The sequence below is a fragment of the uncultured Allobaculum sp. genome (assembly GCF_948576815.1).
In the GTDB taxonomy this organism is placed as follows: Bacteria; Bacillota_I; Bacilli_A; order Erysipelotrichales; family Erysipelotrichaceae; genus Allobaculum; species Allobaculum fili.
Genome location: NZ_CAPAEZ010000047.1, coordinates 1 through 19,920, shown reverse-complemented (window position 1 = coordinate 19,920; position 19,920 = coordinate 1). Strand labels below are relative to the sequence as shown.

General features: G+C 49.9%; 19 protein-coding genes. 14 read left to right on the top strand and 5 right to left on the bottom strand.

Going from position 1 to position 19,920, the window contains the following annotated elements:
* The first annotated feature begins 325 nt into the window (after positions 1-325).
* The 4 genes from rsmG (at position 326) to abc-f (ending at position 4,726) form a co-directional block, all read left to right on the top strand.
* Entirely contained in the window at positions 326-1,039 is a 714-nt protein-coding gene (rsmG, locus tag Q2J39_RS07460) for a 16S rRNA (guanine(527)-N(7))-methyltransferase RsmG (RefSeq protein ID WP_288339839.1), read from the top strand.
* A complete protein-coding gene (locus tag Q2J39_RS07455; protein ID WP_230266980.1) occupies positions 1,032-1,811 on the top strand; it encodes a ParA family protein in 780 nt (259 codons plus the stop codon). Before rsmG ends, Q2J39_RS07455 begins: the two co-directional genes overlap by 8 nt.
* Entirely contained in the window at positions 1,808-2,755 is a 948-nt protein-coding gene (locus Q2J39_RS07450) for a ParB/RepB/Spo0J family partition protein (protein ID WP_230266981.1), read from the top strand. Before Q2J39_RS07455 ends, Q2J39_RS07450 begins: the two co-directional genes overlap by 4 nt.
* A 462-nt stretch (positions 2,756-3,217) precedes the next feature.
* Positions 3,218-4,726 carry a ribosomal protection-like ABC-F family protein gene (gene abc-f, locus Q2J39_RS07445; protein WP_288339835.1) on the top strand — a complete coding sequence of 503 codons (1,509 nt, stop codon included), beginning with the start codon at positions 3,218-3,220 and terminating at the stop codon, positions 4,724-4,726.
* A 154-nt stretch (positions 4,727-4,880) separates the two neighbouring features.
* Here abc-f and Q2J39_RS07440 read toward each other — a convergent pair whose 3' ends face one another.
* Both Q2J39_RS07440 and glf read right to left on the bottom strand, forming a co-directional pair.
* Positions 4,881-5,438, bottom strand: a complete 558-nt coding sequence (locus Q2J39_RS07440) for a DUF5662 family protein (RefSeq protein ID WP_230266983.1) — start codon at positions 5,436-5,438, stop codon at positions 4,881-4,883.
* A gap of 153 nt (positions 5,439-5,591) precedes the next feature.
* On the bottom strand, positions 5,592-6,707 hold the full coding sequence (gene glf, locus Q2J39_RS07435; protein WP_288339833.1) for a UDP-galactopyranose mutase: 1,116 nt from the start codon (positions 6,705-6,707) through the stop codon (positions 5,592-5,594).
* Positions 6,708-7,085: 378 nt separating this feature from the next.
* On the opposite strand from glf, the gene rpmE reads away from it, so the two are divergent.
* The 7 genes from rpmE to Q2J39_RS07400 all read left to right on the top strand — a co-directional run bounded on the left by rpmE (position 7,086) and on the right by Q2J39_RS07400 (position 13,765).
* Positions 7,086-7,304, top strand: a complete 219-nt coding sequence (gene rpmE, locus Q2J39_RS07430) for a 50S ribosomal protein L31 (protein WP_230266985.1) — start codon at positions 7,086-7,088, stop codon at positions 7,302-7,304.
* A gap of 252 nt (positions 7,305-7,556) precedes the next feature.
* A complete protein-coding gene (locus Q2J39_RS07425; RefSeq protein ID WP_230266986.1) occupies positions 7,557-8,825 on the top strand; it encodes a helicase-related protein in 1,269 nt (422 codons plus the stop codon).
* Between the two features lie 89 nt (positions 8,826-8,914).
* Complete coding sequence (locus tag Q2J39_RS07420; RefSeq protein WP_230266987.1) at positions 8,915-9,322, top strand: hypothetical protein; 408 nt, start codon at positions 8,915-8,917, stop codon at positions 9,320-9,322.
* Between the two features lie 151 nt (positions 9,323-9,473).
* The gene (locus tag Q2J39_RS07415) at positions 9,474-9,689 is read left to right on the top strand and encodes a hypothetical protein (protein ID WP_230266988.1); all 216 of its coding nucleotides are present in this window, start codon (positions 9,474-9,476) and stop codon (positions 9,687-9,689) included.
* Between the two features lie 207 nt (positions 9,690-9,896).
* A complete protein-coding gene (locus Q2J39_RS07410) occupies positions 9,897-11,507 on the top strand; it encodes a hypothetical protein (protein ID WP_288339828.1) in 1,611 nt (536 codons plus the stop codon).
* 252 nt (positions 11,508-11,759) lie between these two features.
* Positions 11,760-12,770 carry a bifunctional N-acetylglucosamine-1-phosphate uridyltransferase/glucosamine-1-phosphate acetyltransferase gene (locus Q2J39_RS07405; protein ID WP_230266990.1) on the top strand — a complete coding sequence of 337 codons (1,011 nt, stop codon included), beginning with the start codon at positions 11,760-11,762 and terminating at the stop codon, positions 12,768-12,770.
* Positions 12,764-13,765, top strand: a complete 1,002-nt coding sequence (locus Q2J39_RS07400; protein ID WP_230266991.1) for a ribose-phosphate pyrophosphokinase — start codon at positions 12,764-12,766, stop codon at positions 13,763-13,765. Before Q2J39_RS07405 ends, Q2J39_RS07400 begins: the two co-directional genes overlap by 7 nt.
* A 188-nt stretch (positions 13,766-13,953) precedes the next feature.
* Here Q2J39_RS07400 and Q2J39_RS07395 read toward each other — a convergent pair whose 3' ends face one another.
* Both Q2J39_RS07395 and galU read right to left on the bottom strand, forming a co-directional pair.
* Positions 13,954-14,724 (bottom strand): TatD family hydrolase, encoded by a 771-nt coding sequence (locus Q2J39_RS07395; RefSeq protein ID WP_230266992.1) that lies wholly within the window; start codon positions 14,722-14,724, stop codon positions 13,954-13,956.
* A gap of 1 nt (position 14,725) precedes the next feature.
* Entirely contained in the window at positions 14,726-15,619 is an 894-nt protein-coding gene (gene galU / locus Q2J39_RS07390; protein WP_288339825.1) for a UTP--glucose-1-phosphate uridylyltransferase GalU, read from the bottom strand.
* Positions 15,620-15,863: 244 nt separating this feature from the next.
* Between galU and prfA the strand changes: the two genes are divergently transcribed.
* Genes prfA through Q2J39_RS07375 form a run of 3 tightly spaced genes read left to right on the top strand, consistent with a single transcriptional unit; the run spans position 15,864 to position 18,668 of the window.
* Complete coding sequence (gene prfA, locus Q2J39_RS07385; RefSeq protein WP_230266994.1) at positions 15,864-16,943, top strand: peptide chain release factor 1; 1,080 nt, start codon at positions 15,864-15,866, stop codon at positions 16,941-16,943.
* Complete coding sequence (gene prmC, locus Q2J39_RS07380) at positions 16,940-17,818, top strand: peptide chain release factor N(5)-glutamine methyltransferase (RefSeq protein WP_230266995.1); 879 nt, start codon at positions 16,940-16,942, stop codon at positions 17,816-17,818. The genes prfA and prmC overlap by 4 nt, the downstream gene beginning before the upstream one ends.
* Positions 17,805-18,668 (top strand): methionyl aminopeptidase, encoded by an 864-nt coding sequence (locus tag Q2J39_RS07375; protein ID WP_288339822.1) that lies wholly within the window; start codon positions 17,805-17,807, stop codon positions 18,666-18,668. Before prmC ends, Q2J39_RS07375 begins: the two co-directional genes overlap by 14 nt.
* Before the next feature lie 516 nt (positions 18,669-19,184).
* Here the strand turns inward: Q2J39_RS07375 and Q2J39_RS07370 are convergent.
* The gene (locus Q2J39_RS07370; RefSeq protein ID WP_300956760.1) at positions 19,185-19,817 is read right to left on the bottom strand and encodes a hypothetical protein; all 633 of its coding nucleotides are present in this window, start codon (positions 19,815-19,817) and stop codon (positions 19,185-19,187) included.
* Positions 19,818-19,920: the final 103 nt, after the last annotated feature.

Genomic DNA, 19,920 nt, shown 5'->3' with positions numbered 1-19,920 from the left:
CCTTGGAATAGGTTGACTCTAAAAAAATTGTCCACTTTCTGGGGTACAGTTTATTCTGAGCACAAACCGAGAAAATGACGATAACTAAACCGTATTTTAATAGATTAAATTTTGAAAGCGGTGACAAAAACCGTAAGGATTATGGCCTAAAAGTCCGCTTTGTTTGCGAATAAAAAGCCTCCTGTACAAGGATAGTCTCCTGCGGTTTGCCTCTCGGCGGCAAATCTCGTATATTTTCCTGACCGGCCGGCTCTGGAAAAACGGGCTTTGTTCTCCGTCAGGGGCCCAGATTGCCCGGCCTAATCCGGATGGGTATACTGAATTTATGAATAAAGACTCTTTTAAAAACGAACTGGCTGCCAAAGGACTGAATCTGTCCGCAGAACAGCTCGGTCAATTTGAAACGTATCTTCACCTGATTCAGGAGTGGAATCAGAAAATGAATCTGACTGCCATTACCGATGACAGTGAAATCTGGCAGAAGCATTTTTACGACTCCGTTGTCCCGTTTTTACATACATCGTTCCAGACGCTCTGCGACGTCGGTTCCGGTGCCGGCTTCCCCGGCATTCCTTTAGCCATTGCCTGGCCGAATCGTTCTTTTGTTTTAGTGGAACCGCTCGCCAAGCGCTGCCGTTTTCTGAATGAAGTCAAAAACCAGCTTCATCTGGATAACGTAGAAATCGTCAACGCGCGGGCCGAAGACTTTGTGAAGGAGCATCGCGAACAGTTTGACGCGGTTTCGGCACGTGCCGTCGCGCGTCTTTCGATTCTGCTCGAGCTCTGCGTCCCGCTGGTGAACGATTCCGGTACCTTTATCGCGCTCAAAGGCGCAAATGGAAAAGAAGAGCTCAAAAATGCGGCTCCGGCTTTAAAGGCGCTGCCGGTTGTGCTCGACCATGAAGAAGAATTTGAACTGGGCAACGATGAAGGAACCCGCATCAATTTTTATTTTAAAAAGACGGGAAAAGTTCCCGCAAAATATCCCCGTCCGTACGGAACGATTAAGAAAAAACCGCTCGAGGTGACGAATGGCTAAAATTATCGCAATTTCCAATCAGAAAGGCGGTGTCGGAAAAACGACGACCGCCATCAATCTGTCCAGCGCCCTGTCCTATCTGGGCTTGGACGTCCTGCTGGTGGATTTCGATTCGCAGGGAAACGCCTCGCAGGGGCTCAATGCGGTGAAGTCCAATCAGCAGCCGACCATTTACAACGTCCTGCTTGAAGAATATCCCGTTCGCGATGCGATCGTGCATGGCGAAAAGACGAATATCGATATCCTTCCGGCCAACATTTCGCTGGCCGGTGCCGATCTGGTCATGGATCGACTGAAAACCGGAAAGGAACAGCTGCTGAAAAACGTTCTGGATCCGCTGCGCGACGACTACGATTTCATCATCATCGACTGTCCGCCTTCACTCGGCCTTCTCAATACGAACGCCCTGACGGCGGCCGACAGCGTTCTGATTCCGGTACAGTGCGAATACTACGCGCTGGAAGGGGTGACGCAGCTGCTGCTGACGATCCGCCTGGTTCAGAAGACCAGCAACCCCAATCTGAGCATTGAAGGCATTCTGATGACGATGTTTGACTACCGTACCCGCCTTTCGGTCGATGTTTCTCAGGAAGTTCGCCAGACGTTCGGCCGTCTGGTCTATCAGAATTCCATTCCCCGCAACGTTAAGCTTTCCGAAGCGCCCAGCCGTGGCGTATCCATTTTCGAATACGATACAAAGTGCAAGGGGGCCAAAGCCTATGCGGCTCTGACCCGCGAAATGCTGCACATTGAAGAGGTAGATGAAGCATGAGTAAAGACAGCAGTCATCTCGGCAAAGGCCTCTCTTCGATTTTCGGCGGCGATATCACGCAGATGCTCGACGACATCCAGAACGGACAGAATCAGCCGGCCGCCCAGGTCAGCGAACCGCTCCGCCTTCCGCTCAGTCAGATTCGCCCCAATCCATATCAGCCGCGAAAAGTCTTTGATCAGACCGCGCTCGAAGAACTGGCTGCTTCCATTGCCGAACACGGCGTTTTCACGCCGGTTCTGGTCAAGAAAAGCATTTCGGGCTACGAACTGATCGCCGGTGAACGCCGTTTGCGCGCCAGCCGTCTGGCCAATCAGGAGACGATTCCGGCCATTATTGTGGATTTCGATGATCAGCAGATGATGGAAATTTCGCTGCTGGAAAACATTCAGCGCGAAAACCTGAATGTCATTGAAGAAGCCAAAGCCTATGATCAGCTGATCAAAAGTCTGCATTACACCCAGGAACAGCTGGCTGCCCGTGTCGGCAAAAGCCGTGAACATATTGCCAATCTGCTGCGTCTGCTTAAACTCCCGGACGAAGTGTCTCAGATGGTCGTCGACAAAAAGCTGTCCATGGGTCATGTCCGCGCCCTCCTTCCCTTAAAGGAAAAAAGCAAAATGACCCGGCTCGCGCACGATGCGTTTGAACAGGGCTGGTCCGTTCGTACGATGGAATCCAAAGTCCGTCAGGTCATCGAGCAGAAAGACGCTCACGAAAGAAAAAATGCGGATCTGGATCCAGACGGGGAAGAAACAAAAGAAGAAAAAGAGAAAGCCCACAAGGAAAGTCTCTTTATTCAGGAAGCCGCAAATCAGCTGGAAGGCTACTTCCAGACTTCGGTAAAAATCCGCGCCCATTCCATTGATATTCATTTCGAAGACAATAACGATCTGACCCGGATTCTTGAACTTCTTTCGCTGACCGAAACCGAAGAAGAGTAATTCCCGAGAAAAATTGAAAACAAAAAACCAGAAAAGAAAGCTCTGACCGACTGGAAAACCTCCAGATCCGGTCAGAGCTTTCTCGTTTTCTTCCGTTTTCCCTTCTTTTTTACGACATGCGGGTAGAAATCTGTTTTCGACTGTGGTTAACTCGGTATGAACAGACAGAAAGGCCTGGTGAGAGGATGAATTCTATTTCCTGCAAAGTACGTTAATCCAAGCATGTTCCTGATCTGTTTTGTCATGGCCGGATGGCGCAATGACATTTTGTATCGGACTGTGCCTGGAAGCAGGAAACCATCCACTGTCCGGTCTAAATATTTGAATTGCCTGTTTTTTTTGAACAGGCAGACTATGAATTCTTTTTTATGACTTGCAAGACCGCGGGAGATTTCCTGCGGTCTTTTTGCGAGTTCGGAATGTTTCAAATTCGCCTGTGTAAAAGTTTAAGGAGGAATGCATATGTCTATGATTCAGATTCGTGATTTGACGTTCAGCTATGAAAATGGGGCTGAACCGGTATTTGAACATTTCAATGCGGATCTTGATCCCCGCTGGAACCTGGCGCTTTGTGCACGAAACGGCCGGGGAAAAACGACACTGTTGAGACTTTTGCTGGGAGAACTGCACGGATCCGGTACCATTTCTTCCCCCGTGGAATTTGCGTACTTTCCGTGTCCAGTATCGGAAGAAGAACAGCTGGTCGCGGATGTGCTGCAGGAAATTGCCCCGCAGCCACAGCAGTGGGAATTTGTCCGGGAGCTGAATGCCCTCAAGCTGGATGAAGATATTTTGTGGAGGATTTACTCGACCCTTTCCTATGGCGAGAAAACAAAAGTACAGCTTGCGGCTCTCTTTTTAAACGAAGGAAAGTGTCTTCTGATTGATGAACCGGCCAACCACCTGGATACCGTCGGCCGTCAGGTTCTTTCTGCCTATCTGCACGATAAGCATGGCTTTATTCTGGTCAGTCATGACCGTGTACTGCTCGATGGCTGTACGGATCATGTGCTGGCCATCAACCGGTCGAGCGTAGAACTGGTCAAAGGAAGCTATTCAAGCTGGAAATCCGATTTCATCAGCCGGCAGAATACGGAAGATGCCCGCAACACCCGTCTGAAAAAAGAAATTTCCGCCATGCAGAAAAGCAGTCGGCAAAGCGCCGACTGGTCAGGTCGCATTGAAGCGTCCAAATACGGAAACGCTCCAGTTGACCGCGGCTTTATCGGTCATCGGGCAGCCAAGATGATGAAGCGTTCGAAATCGATTGAACGCCGCCGCCAGAAAGCCATCGAAGAAAAATCCGCTCTGCTTCAGGATTTTGAAGAGAGCGAATCGCTTCGTCTTTCGCCAAGGAACGATTTGCATGGCACCCTGATTTCGGCGCATGATGTGGTCTGCTTTTATGATTCCCGACCCGTCAACAAGCCGGTCAGCTTTACCCTTCATGAAGGCGACCGCATTGTACTCGACGGCTCGAACGGTTCAGGCAAATCTACCCTTCTCAAACTGATCCGCGAAGGAGGAGTTACGTATACGGGCGAGCTGTTCAGTCCTTCTCGTCTGATCATTTCCTGGGTTCCGCAGGATTCTTCCTTTTTAAAGGGAACGCTGCGCGAATTTGCGGAAGAATCGAAAATTGACGAAAGTCTGTTTAAATCCATCCTGCGCAAGCTCGGATTTGACCGGACTCAGTTTGAAGTACGCATGGAAGATTTCTCAGCGGGGCAGAAGAAGAAAGTGCTGATTGCCCGCAGTCTGTGCGAAAGCGCGCATCTCTACATATGGGATGAACCGCTCAACTATATCGATATTGAATCGCGCGAGCAGATCGAAGCGCTGATTCAGGAATATCACCCAGCGATGCTGCTGGTTGAACACGATCTGGCTTTCCAGCATGCGGTTGCTGATGAAATTGTTCCGGTTGAAAAGCGGATCGCAGGACCAAAGAACAGGACTGATTTTGAATAACCGAAAATCGATTCCTGGAAAGCAAACCGGCTGGCGCATTTTGAAGCTGCGTCAGCTGGTTTTGTTTGATACGGAATGCGAACATCCGGAAGTTTCCGGCTTCAGGACAACAAGAACTGATTCCTTAATTGCTAGCCTGAAAATTACGGAAAACTCAGATTCCGGGATCGCCAGTATGGCGCCAGCGGTTCAGTAAAAAGCGGATGCGCAAAATCGTTTTATCCATGCCGTGTTCGGCCAGATAGGTCAGAAGATATCGGATCTGGCGTTCGGTGTCGGGATGAAAAACTGTGCTGGAAAGATTGTTTTCAAAATACTGCAGGGGACTGTCGTCTCGATACTTATCCTTGAGATACGTCTGGGAAGCGGCTGCGCGATCGCAGAACATCTCGACAACGTAGTTAAATTCCATCGCGCGAGGAACCATTCCGTGCGGTCCGTTATCCATCCAGAATTCCCAGTGATGCGGATTTCTTCCCTTGTGATGGAGCCAGGAAAAGGAATAGCCTTCTGTTTCCTTCTGGGCATTGATTGGGGAGCGGTAGCCCTGGTAATAGCGAAAGCCGGTTTTGAGTTCGACGGGAGTGTATTTGGACAGATCATGAAGCAGGCCCTGTTTATACAGGCCGCAGCGAAAACACAGTTCCATGACCCGAAGCTTATGATCGTTAATGGTAAGCAGATGACCTTTGATTTTTTCAAGCTGGTTCATAGTTTCATACTAGTGATCTGTCGGCGCGCGCGCAAACAGATCCTGATTCTCCAGTTCAAACCTGAGATCGAAATAATTACTTGCGTTCCAGAAAAATGGACTCTGTGCAGGCAAAGCCATATACAGAGTCTGGAAAGTTTGAAGATCTGAAAATTAAGCCAGTTCCTTTCTGGCTGCATCCAGAGCAGAGGCAATAACACCGTCCATGTCGTAGTAACGGTATTCGCCAAGACGGCCGCCAAAACGAACATTCTTGCGCGTATTCGCCAGTTCTTTGTAGCGGGCATAGAGCGTACCGTTCTTTTCATCATTGATGGGGTAGTACGGTTCATCACCTGGCTTCCATTCGCTGGAATACTCGCGGGCGATGATGGTGCAATCGCTGCCGAGATCTTCGAAATGCTTGAATTCGAGAATGCGGGTAAAAGGCGTTTCGCGATCGGTGTAGTTCACAACCGAAGTTCCCTGAAAATCCGGTTCATCGAGCGTTTCCATTTCAAAACGGACGGAACGGTATTCGAGATGGCCGAGGGAATAATCGAAAAATTCATCAATCGCACCGGTGTAAACAATCCGATCGGCAAGCGCGTCCCATTTTTCACGGGCCTTCAGATAATCGGTATTCGTGAGCACGTCCACGCCTTCGAGCATGCGTCCGACAAGATCGGTATAGCCGCCCTGCGGAATGCCCTGATAGAGCGCATTGAAATATCTGTTGTCATACGTCAGACGTACCGGAAGACGGCGGATGATAAAGGGCGGCAGATCTTTGCAGTCGCGACCCCACTGTTTTTCCGTGTAGCCTTTTACGAGTTTTTCAAAGACATCGCGTCCGACCAGAGAAATCGCCTGCTCTTCCAGGTTTTTCGGTTCGCCGGTGATTTCCTGACGCTGCTTTTCGATCATGGCTCTGGCTTCCTTCGGGGTGCGGACGTCCCACATTTTATTGAAGGTATACATATTGAAAGGCAGGGAATACATCTCGCCTTTAAAGTTGGCGATGACGCTGTGGGTGTAGCGGCTGAAGCGGGCAAAGCGATTGATGTAGTTCCAGACTTCTTCATTGTCCGTATGGAAAATGTGTGCACCGTATTCGTGGACATGAATGTTATGGTCAAGACGGGTATACACGTTTCCGGCAATATGAGGACGACGTTCGAGAACGAGAACCTTCTTGCCGGCATCGTAAGCCTGGCGGGCAAATACAGCACCGTACAGGCCGGCGCCGACAATCAGATAGTCATAATGGGAATGCGATAACGGGTTCATGAATACTCTCCTTATATTTGACTGCCGCCTTCTTCATGGAAAATAAAGAAGCAGGGCAGGGAATAAACCGGTTAGACAGAAGGGTCTGCGCTTAATGGAGCGGAAGAAATTCTGTATGAACTGGACATTCATTATGTCCGGTATGTCTTTCCAATTGTCGCATATTGCCATTCGAATCACATCTGACACCAACTGACCGGCTGTGTTTTTTTCACGCAGGTCTTCTATACAAACCGAAAAAAACGGGATAAATACGGCACAATGACGGAAAAAAAGAGAAATTGTTTTCCGGGTTGCGATGGAAATTGGGGATTGCTATAATGCATAGGCACTTACTTTAAATCAGCACCTGATTTAAGGCGGAAGGAGGATATGGCGATGAAAAAGGGAATCCATCCTAATTACCATACCGTAACTGTTGTATGCTCTTCCTGCGGTAACACATTCGAAAGCGGCTCCACCATCAAAGGTGACACCCTTCGCGTAGATACCTGCAGCAACTGCCATCCGTTCTACACAGGCCGTCAGCGTTTCGCGGCTGCCCAGGGACGTATTGAAAAGTTCAACAGAAAATACGGACGCAACGACAAGAAATAAGCTTAACGCTGTTTCAGGATCATTTTGCACACAAGGCGCTCATAACGAGCGCTTTTTTATTTTGTGTCGATGAAGTTTAGCGCGGTTCTTTTTCCGTTTTTCTTTTGTCTGTGCTTTCTTTTGCCTGCGTTTTCTTTGGTCTTTGTTCTCGTCTTTATTCGGATGACTTTCTTTCGTATATCCAGACAGCAGGAGATCCAGTCCTCGGACGGACCGTTCGACTGGCAGTACTGGAAAAGGCGGAAACAGAATATGGAAAATGACCCATTCAAAAATCAGACGACGCATTCCGCTCAGCGGATTTCAAAGAAGGAAGAAAGTCCCAGACGGGAATGTCTGCGCTGCCACAACCGGGATCCGAAGCTTTTCTTTTTCCATGACGGTTTCTGGTACTGCCGCAAATGTCTGGATTTTGGCGCGCTGAAAGCCGGACAGAAACCACAGGCGCCCAGTCTGTCCCATCGTGTGTGGAAAGGAAAGCCGGTTCTGGAATTTGAACTGACGCCGCTGCAGAAAGAAGCATCCGCCCGATCGCTTTCCATTTTGCAGAGCCATCGGGATCTGCTCGTGTACGCGGCAGCTGGATGCGGAAAAACGGAACTGACGCTTGAAAGCATCTGCGCGTATCTGGCCCAGGGCAAGAAAGTGTGCTTTGCGATTTCCCGCCGTCAGGTGGTGATGGAAATCGCCGAACGGCTTCGCAAAAACTTTCCGGAGCTGCACATCGTTCAGATCTGCGAGGGCTTTACCGATGAAACGGACGGCGATCTGATCGTGTGCACGACGCATCAGCTTTACCGTTTCCCCTACAGCTTCGATCTGCTCATTCTGGATGAACTCGACGCGTTTCCGTATGCAGGAAACGAAGTGCTGGAAGCGATCGCCCTCCAAAGCTGTATCGGGCAGCGCATGCTGCTGTCAGCCACACCGGACGCGAAAAGTCTGGAAGCCATCGAACGGGGTGAGATGGAAATGGTCAATCTCTTCTTGCGGCCCCATCGTCATCCGCTTTGCGTTCCTGTCGTGAAACGAGGATCGAAGCTGAAGCAGGTGCTGATTTTAATCGCGTACTGCCGCCGGTACATTCAAAACGGCAAGCAGGTTCTGCTTTTTGTCCCCCGTATTGCGGATACCCGCTGGATGAAGCCGGTCATCCGTCTGTTTTTTCCCTGCTCTGTTATTCATTCCAAAACGAAAAACAAAGATGAAGTCATGGCTGAATTTCATGCCCGAAAGACGATGGTTCTCATATGTACAACTCTTCTCGAACGGGGAATCACCGTTCCCTCCGTCCAGGTCGCGGTGTACCGGGCCGATCATCCGGTGTTCACCAGCGCCTCTCTGATTCAGATCTTCGGGCGCGCCGGGAGAAGCTTCAAAGATCCCTCCGGCGAAGGAATCGCCTTAATCGAATCGCCCTCCAGAGCGCTCGATGCCTGCATTCGCCAGCTGCGCTACATGAATTCTGTCTCTGGTGCGGATCAGAATTTTCCGGCTGCGAAACGCTCCCGTTTCTTTTAAGAGGACCGGATGCGCTCTGCCCGCAGTGCGCGGCTTTACGGGAAACGGCCAATATCGATATCCGTAAAAAAGGGCGCCGTCTGCGCATTTTGTACTATCGAAACAGCGAATGCGACCGCATTCTGCGAAGAATTTTGCAAAACGGCGATCTGGAAGCCGCCTCCGGTTTTCTCGATGGCCACGAAGACGAACTTTCTGCGCTTTGCCGGCGTCCGGTTCGCGTGGCTGAGGCAGAAGCGTGTTCCACGCAGGTTTTTGAAGCGTTTTTTGGACGGCGCGCGCTGTTGTGGCAGAACCGGCTGGCGCAAAAGCGCCGGTTAAAGACAGGCCGACGAAAGCGGCCTTCGACTTTCTATACAGCCTTAAGCTATACGGGACTTTCGTATGCGCAAATCGAGGAAATCCTCGAAGATAACGACTGCCGGGAAATCTGGATCCTGATGCAGAAGAAAGAAGATGCCGACCGAAAGCATCTGAAGCGCTGTCTTAAAAGGTGAAGGGAAAAAGACAGGATGACAGATCGAGCAGCGGGATAAACGATCAATCGGAGCATCCGCTCAATAGCGCATCCGACAGGACTCAGAAGTGGCGATCGTACAGAAAAGCCGGACGCAGATCCGGCTTTTTTGACGGGCAGGCGTAAACAAAATGCAAAAAGGAAATGATAATACGATCGTCTGTACTTCGTCTTTAATCGGTTTTTCATCCAAATCGGGCATCGTTTCTATCCGTTTTTCCGAGATTTATGCAGGGGGAAGGCAAATGTTAGCAGAACTTTTAGAGAAGCCGAAGAAAGAATCAGGCATTATAAAGAAAGCCTCTGCCGCCAAAATCCGGGTCGACATTCTAAAAGAAAGCGAATAACCCACAATGATTTTTCTTTAGGGTTGAACGGCAGGATAAAGGCGCAAATTCAGTACAATAAACTAAAAGGGGTACCTGTATACAGAGTCAGGAGAGCGCGAAAGCCTTTCCGTATTTCGAACACATCGATTTCATAGAAGATACAGAACAAAGGCGTGCAGACCGGCTGTCGGATCATGCACCCGGAATATAAAGGGGGGTTTTTCAATGAGCGATCAGAACCGTGATGATAATTTTGATTCCCTGCTGGATTCATTGAGCGGAAACGAAGAAATTGAAAAAAAGATGGATGATTTTGCGCGGAACAAAGAACGGATTGAACGCATTCAGCGGGCAAGAGAAACATCGGAACAGTTCCAGCAGACGTATTCGTCGGCCGCACGCAATAAAGCGCGTTCGGAAAACGAAGCGGCGAAAAATGGAACGCCCCAGGTGATCTATACAGAAAAGCCTGGCAGTGCGCCAAACGGATCCGATTCGTTTTTTGCGTCCAAAGAAGAAACCGCCCCTTCGGCGGAAGACCAGTATGCCCAGAATGCGGGGATGACCCGCGAGTTTGGCGCGCCGCAGAGCGCTCCGGCTCAGCCGGGCGAGCAGACGCGCGTGTTTAACGGCGCTGCGCCGGCAGAAGAAGACGAAATCGGTCAGACCAAACCGGTAACGATGCACAGCGATGAAATCGCCGGTCTGCTGGAAAAAGATGAACCGCTCCTTCACCGGGAATACGTACGCGAGGACGAAGACGACGATTACGACGACTATGACGATTCGTACGACGACGAAGAGGACGATTATGACGACTACGATGAAGAAGACCGTCATGTAAGAGTCCGTCACCACGATTCCCGCGGCTCTTCGCGTCCGGCGCCTTCCCGCTCTTCGCATTCACGTAAAAAATCGAAAAACAATATGAGGACCGTCGGCATTATTGCTGGTATCGCGCTGGCGATCGCTGTGGTTTCGGTCGGCGGCTACATGGCGGTTCATTTCATGAACTCCGGCGCGCAGACCCAGACCAGCAAAGGCTACAACGACCTCCTTAGCTGGGCAGAAAGCTTTAACGGCCTTACCGATGACAACAAGCAGCAGGTTCTGGATTTCCGTTCCGTGTATGACAAGCTTTCCGAAGATGAAAAGCGAAAAATCAATGAACAGCTGCTGGCGAGAACGTCCAAGACGTTTGATGAACTGCTTGCTGAAGCCGGCGCTCAGCAGAAGCCTTCTTCTTCCAACTCCGATGTGAAAAACGCGGAACGAAAAGCGGAACTCCGCGATGAAATCGAGTCGCTCAGCGGCGACGTGGCGGTTCTGCAGGGCAAGCTGGACGGTATCAATAAGCGAAAGAACGATGCGGAAAACACGTACAACTCCAAAAAGAATGCGTACGATCAGGCAGTTCAGGCCACAAACACAGCCCAGAGCAAAGTCAATCAGATTCAGGACGATCTGAACAGCTATCCAAGCGCGGACAGTATTCGTGCTCAGATCAAGGATCTCCAGGATCAGATCAACGCCATTAATGCCGGCGACGGATCGGATACTGGCGGTTCAGGTGCGGACAAAGAGCAGCTGCAGTCGCAGATCAACAGCCTTCAGAAAGATCTCGACAGCGTCAATTCGCTCAACAGCCAGCTTTCTTCCGCGACCAATACGCTGATCGATGCCCAGCGCTCCGAATCGAATGCGAAGTCCGCAATGGATTCGGCCTACAACGACTGGCAGGCGATTGTGGCAGAAGCCTCCCCGGTAGAAACCGAAATCAATAACAAGAACAACAAGATCAACGAGCTGCAGAGCGAATACGATTCCATTGATTAATGCGATCGGTTCGGACGGAAAAAGAAAGTCCGTCGGATCGGCTCCAGAACCGTTTGAAAAGCCGGAAAAAGCGAAATTGTCATCGCTTTTCCGGCTTTTTCCATGCCGGCATGCCGCAGACATGGTCCTTTTGAAGACGCTTTGAGGAGAATCTGCTGTTTTATCAAAAGCCATTTTTGATTTTGTCTAAAAACCCTGAACAAAGAGGAGGAATGTCGGGGATGTGTTAGAATACCTGCGAAAGGTGGTCCCATGACAAAACGGAATGCGATTATTCTGGCTGCCGGCAAAGGAACCCGGATGAAGTCGGAAAAAAACAAAGTAATGCATGATCTGATTGACCGACCGATTCTGGCTTATCCTCTTGGCGCGCTGAAAAAAGCAGGCGCAGAGAGGATTGTCATTGTTGCCGGCTATCAGGCACAGTCCTTAATGGACGCTTTCCCCGAAGAAGAGTTTGCGCTGCAGAAGGAGCAGCTCGGAACCGGACATGCGGTCATGCAGGTTTCGGCCCTCAAGGACGAAGACGGCTATACGCTCGTCATGAATGGAGATGTCCCCTGTCTCCAGCCGGAAACCCTCGAAATGCTTTATGACCAAGCACAGGGAAAGGCTCTTGTTCTTCTGAGTGCCATACTGGAAGAGGGCGGAAATTACGGAAGAGTTGTCCGCGATGAAACCGGTGCGGTAAAAGAGATCGTCGAAGCTCGCGACTGCACTCCCGAGCAGAAAGAAATCCGAGAGATCAACGCGGGCGTTTACTGCTTTAACAACCGAGATCTTTTTGATGCGCTCAGCGAGCTGACAACCGATAATGCCCAGAATGAATACTATCTGACGGATCTGGTTCGAATTCTCAATGAAAAAGGCAAGCACGTGGATGCCATTGCCGCTTCGGATCCGGATGAGATGGCGGGCATTAATACCGTCAGCGAACTGTACGATGTATATCGCTGGATGAAAGACAGAATTAACCGCAGACATATGTTAGCCGGCGTGCAAATTGTAGATCCGCAGCGAACGGTTATCGGCCAGGATGTGAAAATCGGTCACGATACCGTGATTTATCCGGATACGGAAATCCTTGGCAAAACGGCGCTGGGCAATTATGTCGAAATTTTCCCCCAGACCTGGATTAAAGACAGTGTCATCGGTGATGGTGTCCGCCTGCAGATGTGCAAAGTCCAGAACGAAATGATTTCAAATGCCCTGGATGAGGAACCCGCAGGAAATGAGGAAGGAACAGGTACGCAAGCATGTTAAACAAAGATGAGCTTAAAAATTCAACCGTTGTATTCGCGCTGACCAGCAGCCGCGATCTGGCCAGAGAAATCTGTGAGATTCTTGAAATCCCCCTTGGAAAATGTGATGTTCATCATTTTGCTGATGGAGAAATTCTTGTTGAACTCGGTGAGTCTGTACGTGGAAAAGACGTATTCTTTGTACAGAGTACCAATCGCCCGGTAAACGCCAATCTTATGGAGCTTCTGATCGGTATCGATGCCTGCAAGCGTGCTTCGGCTCGTTCCATCAACTGTGTTATTCCGTATTTTGGCTACGCCAGACAGGACCGCAAGGCGAAACCGCGACAACCGATTACAGCCAAACTGGTGGCTTCGCTTCTTGAACGCGCCGGTGCAAACCGCGTGATCACCATGGATCTCCATGCTGCCCAGATTCAGGGCTATTTCGATATTCCGGCAGATGACATCAATACGCTGTCTCTGATCAGTGAATACCTCAAACACAAACCAGGTCTGAACATCGAAGATGTTGTCGTTGTTTCTCCTGACCACGGCGGAACCGTTCGTGCCCGTCGTCTGGCTGACCGCCTCGGCGCTCCGGTTGCCATCATTGACAAGCGTCGTCCAAAACCAAACGTTGCGGTTGCCATGAACCTGCTTGGTGAAGTTGACGGAAAAGTTGCAGTTGTCATCGATGATATGGTCGATACCGCCGGCACACTGACCAGCGGCATCAACATGCTTTACGAAAAAGGCGCGAAAGAAGTTATCGCAGCCTGCGCACACGGCGTACTTTCCGGACCGGCGATTGAACGTCTGAAAAACTCCGGCCTGAGTGAATTCATCGTTACGAACACCATCGATCAGACTGAAAACGCAAAACTGTACGATGAAATGGTAGTTCTTTCCGTTGCTCCGCTTGCAGCTGCTGCCATCGAAGCGGTTGAGCTCAACGAATCGCTGTCCTACGCGCTGCAGACAGCTCTCGTTCACGAAGACGACAACCGTCACTAATTCCAAATCGAATTGGAAACGCTCGTCTGGGATTTCTGGAACTCTCCAGTCTTCCGCGGGATATAAATCGACAAAAAGAAAACCGCCGTCAGGCGGTTTTTTGTTTCCAGAATTTACGATCGAATCCGCTGTCGGCTGCGGTCGGCTTCTGATGGTCGATTCGCGGGAATGCATTCTGTGGAATGCGTTCATTCGGATCCGTTTTGAAAAAGAGACAGGAAGTTGGCGCGGATCTGTCGGGCCAGATCATCGGAATCCATTTCTTTTAACTCAGCCATTTTTTCAAGCGTCGCTTTGACATAGGCAGGCTGATTTCGCTTGCCGCGATACGGAACCGGGGCGAGATACGGCGAATCGGTTTCGCTTAAAATTCTTTCGGGCGGACAGGCGATGACATTGGCAGGCCCCTGTTTATTGTTTTTAAAGGTGATGGGTCCCGCAAAGGAAATCATGGAATCCAGTTTGAGGGCTTCTCTCATGGTTTCCGTTGAACCGGAATAGCAGTGGAAGATGATCGGCGTACGGGCATGGGCTTTAAGAATATCCAGGGAATCCTTTGCGGCGTCCCGCATATGTATGGAAACCGGAAGCCCCGTTTCGGCCGCGATATCGAGCTGAGCTTTGAAGAGGGCCTTCTGTTCTTCTTTAAACGACATGTCCCAGTAATAGTCCAGGCCGATTTCGCCCAGAACATCCATATTGCCGCAGGCGGCTTCTTTTCTCAGCTCTTCGAGATCTTCTTCTGTGATCTCTCTGGCGTCTTCAGGGAAAAAGCCCCAGGCGACTTTCAGATTTTCGGGATACTGTTTTTTCAGCGCAAGCGCCCGGTCGTATTCCTTACGGTTCGTGCACATGATCATCATCAGATCTACGCCCTGTTCCAGGGCGCTTTCGATCAGCGGCACCGCGTTTTCGTACAGTTCGTCACACGTAAGATGGCAATGCGTATCGGTGATCATGCTACTTGCTTACTTTCTTATAGCCGAGCGATTCAATGATGTCTTCCATGGCTTCGCGCGTATCGTCGCGGTTGAGTGCGAATTCGATCTGCGCCTGGAGGAAGCCTTTGCGATCGCCGACGTCATAGCGTCTGCCGTCGAACTGGCAGGCGTAGACGGTATCTTCCTTGGCCAGACGGTCAATGGCATCGGTCAGCTGGATTTCGTTGCCTTTGCCGGCTGCCTGGGTTTCGAGCTTTTCGAAAATGTCCGGTCCAAGAACGTAGCGGCCAAGAATGGCCATGTTGCTTGGCGCGTCTTCCTGCGCGGGCTTTTCAACGAACGTGGAAACGGTCATCAGGCCGTCTTCGATTTTTTCCAGCGGGTCGATAATGCCGTACTTGGAGACATTTTCTTCAGCGACTGGCTGAACGCCGACAACGCTGCATCCGGTCGTTTCATACACGTCCATGAGCTGGCGAATGGCGCCTGGTCCACCGGCATTGATGACGATGTCATCGCCGAGCAGAACGGCGAACGGTTCATTGCCGACAAAGCTCTTGGCACAGAGAATGGCGTGGCCAAGACCTTTTGGCGTTTTCTGACGAACCGATACGATGTTGACCATATCGGTAATTTTCTGGATCATTTCCAGATGTTCCAGATCGTTGCTGGCTTTGAGCTTTTCTTCCAGTTCAAAGGAGCGGTCAAAATGGTTTTCAATGCTCTGCTTGTAGGAATTGGTAATCAGGCAGATTTCTTCGATGCCGGAATTTACGGCCTCTTCAATAATGTACTGAATCGTGGGAATATCCACGATGGGAAGCATTTCCTTCGGGATGGCCTTGGTCGCCGGGAGAAAGCGCGTTCCAAAACCTGCTGCCGGAATGACCGCTTTGCGGACTTTATGTTTCATAGGTTCTCCTTTACCCGCATATCCTGCGGAGCGAAAGTGAAATATTCATAACGCTTACCTATTATTCTATCCGGAACGGATAGGGGCTTCAACCTTGCCCGGCGCAGGGGGAAATTGTCCGAAACCTCAGAGCGGGCACAAAAAAATCATAAAAGACTTGACAAAGGGTGAGCGAAAAGCTGTTTGCTATAATGAAAACGATACGAACAAGAATACAGACTCAGAGGGAAGGATGAGATAAACAATGGCAAAAATGGAAGAACGTCTCGACAGGCTTGCAGCGCGTCTGGATGAGATTAATGAAAAAATGATGGATCCAACGGTTGTCAGCGATCGCCGGCAGATGTCCAAACTTGGACGGGAAGCCAACGAACTGACACCGATTGTAGAAACCTATAACGAATACAAAGCAGCAGTTTCGGAACTGGAGGACGCCCGCGTGCTTCTCGAAGAACATGATAAGGAAATCCGGGAAATGGCCCAGATGGAAATCACGGAACTCGAACCGAAAATTGACGATTATATTGCTCGCCTCGAACTTCTGCTCGTTCCGACCGATCCGAACGATTCTCATAACGCATTCATGGAAATCCGCGGAGCAGCCGGCGGCGACGAAGCCAATATTTTCGCAGGTGACCTGTACCGCATGTACGCCAAGTACGCTGAAGGCAAAGGCTGGAAAGTCGAAGTGACGGATGCAGAAGAATCCGAAGCCGGCGGCTATTCTCTGATTGCTTTTAAAGTCAGCGGCCAGCATGCCTATGGCACTTTGAAATATGAGAGCGGATCGCACCGTGTACAGCGCGTTCCAAAGACTGAGTCGCAGGGACGCATTCAGACTTCGACCGCGACAGTTCTGTGCTATCCGGAAATTGATGAAGAAGATTTCGATATCGATATGAACGATCTGGAAATCGAGACCATGCGTGCGTCCGGAGCCGGCGGTCAGCACGTAAACAAAACGGACTCCGCTGTCCGCGTTATTCATAAGCCGACCGGCATCGTCGTTAAATGCCAGGACGGCCGTTCCCAGCATGAAAACCGTGCGACGGCTCTGGCAACGATCGCTGCACGTGTCAAAGAAGAACATCAGCGCGCCATCGACGAAAAGAACGAGGCAGAGCGCAAGACCAAAATCGGTACCGGCGATCGCGCGGAAAAAATTCGTACGTACAACTATCCGCAGAACCGTGTCACCGATCATCGCATCGGCTATACCGTAAACCAGCTCGACCGCATTATTGACGGCCGTCTGGAAGATCTGATGCAGGCGCTGCAGAAAGCGGACCAGCAGGCGAAGCTGGCTGGAGAATCGCTGTCATGATGCGTTACCGCGATCTTCTGAGCGAAGGCAAGGATCGCATGGTAGCGGCTGGTCAGTCCGATCAGGCGGCGATGCTTCTGCTCAACGAGCTCTGCCAGAAAAAGGACATCAATCTGTATATGGATATGGATGAAGAAGTCGATCCGGAAATTCAGACCGACTATCTTGAGGGGATTCACCGCATGGAAAAAGGCGAACCGCTCGGCTATGTCCTTGGCTATGAAAACTTTTATGGATACGACTTTACCGTCAATGAAAACGTGCTGATCCCCCGTCCGGAAACAGAAGAACTGACCGGGCAGGTTCTGATTCAGTGCGATGTGCTGTGCGAGCAGATTGAACACCCTGTTGTGTTTGATGTAGCCACCGGAAGCGGCGCCATCGGAATTACCCTTTCCCTGGAAAACGATCAGATCGACGTGTTCGCTTCCGATATTTCCCGGGAAGCCCTCGAAACGGCCTACGCCAACAATGAACGGTTAGGCGGTTCGGTTGTTTTTGTACAGGGCGATATGCTGGATCCGTTTATTTCCCGCAATATGCACTGTGACCTTCTGGTGTCTAATCCGCCTTATATTCCGAAAAATGAAAAAATGGATCACAGCGTTGTGGACTATGAACCGAACGTGGCGCTGTTTGGCGGCGAAGATGGCCTTTACTTTTACCGGAAGATTTTCCAGAAAGCGGATCAGGTGCTCAATCCGGGCGGCGTGATGTGCTTTGAAATGGGCTGGGACCAGGGCGATCGTCTGAAAACGCTGGCTGCCAAGTTCTTCCCGGAAGCGGAAGTAACAGTCCTTAAGGATATCAATGGAAAAGACAGAATTCTGATTGTTCAGATGGAGAAAGAAGGAACTAAACATGACCATGCGTAACGATCCGTGCTGGTGCGGAAGCGGAAAGAAATACAAAAAGTGTCATGAAGCGTTTGACCGGACACTGATGGACCTGAAGAAAAAAGGGTGCAAGGTGCCCACGCATAAAATGATCAAGTCCGAAGAAGATCTGAAGTGGATCCGTGAAGCGGCGAAAGTCAATAACGGCGCGCTCGACCTGGTGCAGTCCAAAATCAAGGCGGGCATGACGACCAACGAAATTGACAAGATGGTTCATGACTACACGATCGAGCACGGCGGCATTCCGGCCTGTCTGGGCTACGAAGGCTTTCCGAAAAGCTGCTGCACGTCGATTAACGATCAGGTTTGCCACGGCATTCCAGACGATACCGTTCTGGAAGACGGCGATATTGTCAACGTCGACTGCACGACGATCGTAAACGGCCATTATGCGGATGCATCGCGCATGTTCTGCATTGGCGAAGTCAGCCCGGCAGCCAAAAAGCTGGTGGATGTGACGAAAGAATGTCTGGAAGCAGGCATTGCGGCCGTGAAGCCGTGGGGACATCTTGGAGATGTCGGCGCAGCAATTCAGGAAATCGCGCACGCCAACGGCTATTCCGTCGTTCTGGACTACTGCGGTCACGGAGTCGGCAACGACTTCCATGAAGATCCGATGGTCCAGCATGTGGGAACACACGGGACGGGCATCATTCTTGCACCGGGAATGGTGTTCACCATTGAACCGATGATCAATGAAGGCGTATGCAGTCTGTTCATCGACGCTGATAACGACTGGACCTCCTATACGGATGACGGCAAGCTCTCAGCACAATGGGAACATACGATTGCGGTTCACGATGACGGCGTGGAAATCATCGCCTGGTAAGCTTCAAAAACAGATTTTAGTTTTTCAATACGGCAGGATACTTTCAGAAAACGAAAGTATCCTGCTTTTTTACGAATCTGAGGATAGCAGCTACTCTCAGATCCGCACATGGCGACAGGGAATAGCCGTCCAAACGTGTCTTAAAAAATCAGAATCTTAAAAAGAAACGAATAGAGTGAAAAAAATCCATATAAAAATGGTGAATTGGATGAATTGAAATAGTAAACGCAACCATTGAACTGATAAAAACGAGCGTTCCATTTACTGTTTCAAAAATCTACTTTTCCTCTCAATTTCCTTTATCTAAGCCAGGAAACTGAGGGGATTTTTCTTTTACCAGGGCCGCGTTTCGCCTTTTCTGTGCTTCCATGCTAAAATTTTTGAGTTGGAAGGACTAAATGCAACCACGACAAAAAGAGCAGTTGATTAGTGTATTTTTTTGCTCCGATACTAAATGCAACTGCCAAATATGTGAATTAAGGTGTGTTCGTTCTCCTTCTTAACTCTCGTTATTGTTTAGCGAGTTAACAGATCTGGCTTCAAGTGGACAGAAGCCGGATCTATTTTTTTGATTCCTAGTTTTTCCACAATTTCAGAAGATTTTTCCAGAAAGCAGAAATAATCGTACGGCGTATGACCGTGCAGACTTTTTAATCCATATGAGTTGATATGCGAGACAGCGATGTTCAGCTGCTCCTGACTGGTCAGTCCCAGCTTGACTAAATCAAAAATATGGCCGCCTCGGTTCTTCGGGAAAATTCTCCTTAAAAGAAGATGTTTGTTCTCAACGGAGGCTTTCTGGATAGACTGCATCGGATCGCAGTAAAACACTTTCACACCGAGTGCTTCGATTTCTTCGACTGCAGTAAATTCTGAACCGAGATCGGTCAGAATCACCGCGAACAGTCGTCGGAAAGTCTGGGCTCCAAGCTGATCGTGGAGAGTTTTAAGTCCTTCAGACATCGCCTGAGCGGTCTTTTCTGTGTGGTAAACAGCGAGAAACAGATGGTGCGGATCGCGAAATAGAAAAGTCTGCATGAATGGCCCGTTGGTTACGTCGTTATAGACCGTATCCATTTCAACTACCGATACACCTGGGTGTGAAGCGAGGTGTTTCTGAAAATCCTCATAAGTTCGGCCTCGAACCACAGAATTGTCTTTCCGCTTTTTCGTTTTGATAGAGGGCTTGAATCGGATTTTGAAGTGTACCCCATGTCAAGGACACGATAATTAGAGAGAACCCTTTGTTCGG

Bases quoted from the DNA above. Each gene is read 5' to 3' on its own strand.
- Q2J39_RS07400 (WP_230266991.1), top strand. From the start codon at position 12,764: ATGTTAAACAAAGATGAGCTTAAAAATTCAACCGTTGTATTCGCGCTG.
- glf (WP_288339833.1), bottom strand. From the start codon at position 6,707: ATGAACCCGTTATCGCATTCCCATTATGACTATCTGATTGTCGGCGCC.
- Q2J39_RS07425 (WP_230266986.1), top strand. From the start codon at position 7,557: ATGGAAAATGACCCATTCAAAAATCAGACGACGCATTCCGCTCAGCGG.
- Q2J39_RS07375 (WP_288339822.1), top strand. From the start codon at position 17,805: ATGACCATGCGTAACGATCCGTGCTGGTGCGGAAGCGGAAAGAAATAC.
- rpmE (WP_230266985.1), top strand. From the start codon at position 7,086: ATGAAAAAGGGAATCCATCCTAATTACCATACCGTAACTGTTGTATGC.
- prmC (WP_230266995.1), top strand. From the start codon at position 16,940: ATGATGCGTTACCGCGATCTTCTGAGCGAAGGCAAGGATCGCATGGTA.
- Q2J39_RS07440 (WP_230266983.1), bottom strand. From the start codon at position 5,438: ATGAACCAGCTTGAAAAAATCAAAGGTCATCTGCTTACCATTAACGAT.
- prfA (WP_230266994.1), top strand. From the start codon at position 15,864: ATGGCAAAAATGGAAGAACGTCTCGACAGGCTTGCAGCGCGTCTGGAT.
- Q2J39_RS07395 (WP_230266992.1), bottom strand. From the start codon at position 14,724: ATGATCACCGATACGCATTGCCATCTTACGTGTGACGAACTGTACGAA.
- galU (WP_288339825.1), bottom strand. From the start codon at position 15,619: ATGAAACATAAAGTCCGCAAAGCGGTCATTCCGGCAGCAGGTTTTGGA.
- Q2J39_RS07405 (WP_230266990.1), top strand. From the start codon at position 11,760: ATGACAAAACGGAATGCGATTATTCTGGCTGCCGGCAAAGGAACCCGG.
- Q2J39_RS07415 (WP_230266988.1), top strand. From the start codon at position 9,474: ATGCAAAAAGGAAATGATAATACGATCGTCTGTACTTCGTCTTTAATC.
- abc-f (WP_288339835.1), top strand. From the start codon at position 3,218: ATGTCTATGATTCAGATTCGTGATTTGACGTTCAGCTATGAAAATGGG.
- Q2J39_RS07450 (WP_230266981.1), top strand. From the start codon at position 1,808: ATGAGTAAAGACAGCAGTCATCTCGGCAAAGGCCTCTCTTCGATTTTC.
- rsmG (WP_288339839.1), top strand. From the start codon at position 326: ATGAATAAAGACTCTTTTAAAAACGAACTGGCTGCCAAAGGACTGAAT.
- Q2J39_RS07455 (WP_230266980.1), top strand. From the start codon at position 1,032: ATGGCTAAAATTATCGCAATTTCCAATCAGAAAGGCGGTGTCGGAAAA.
- Q2J39_RS07410 (WP_288339828.1), top strand. From the start codon at position 9,897: ATGAGCGATCAGAACCGTGATGATAATTTTGATTCCCTGCTGGATTCA.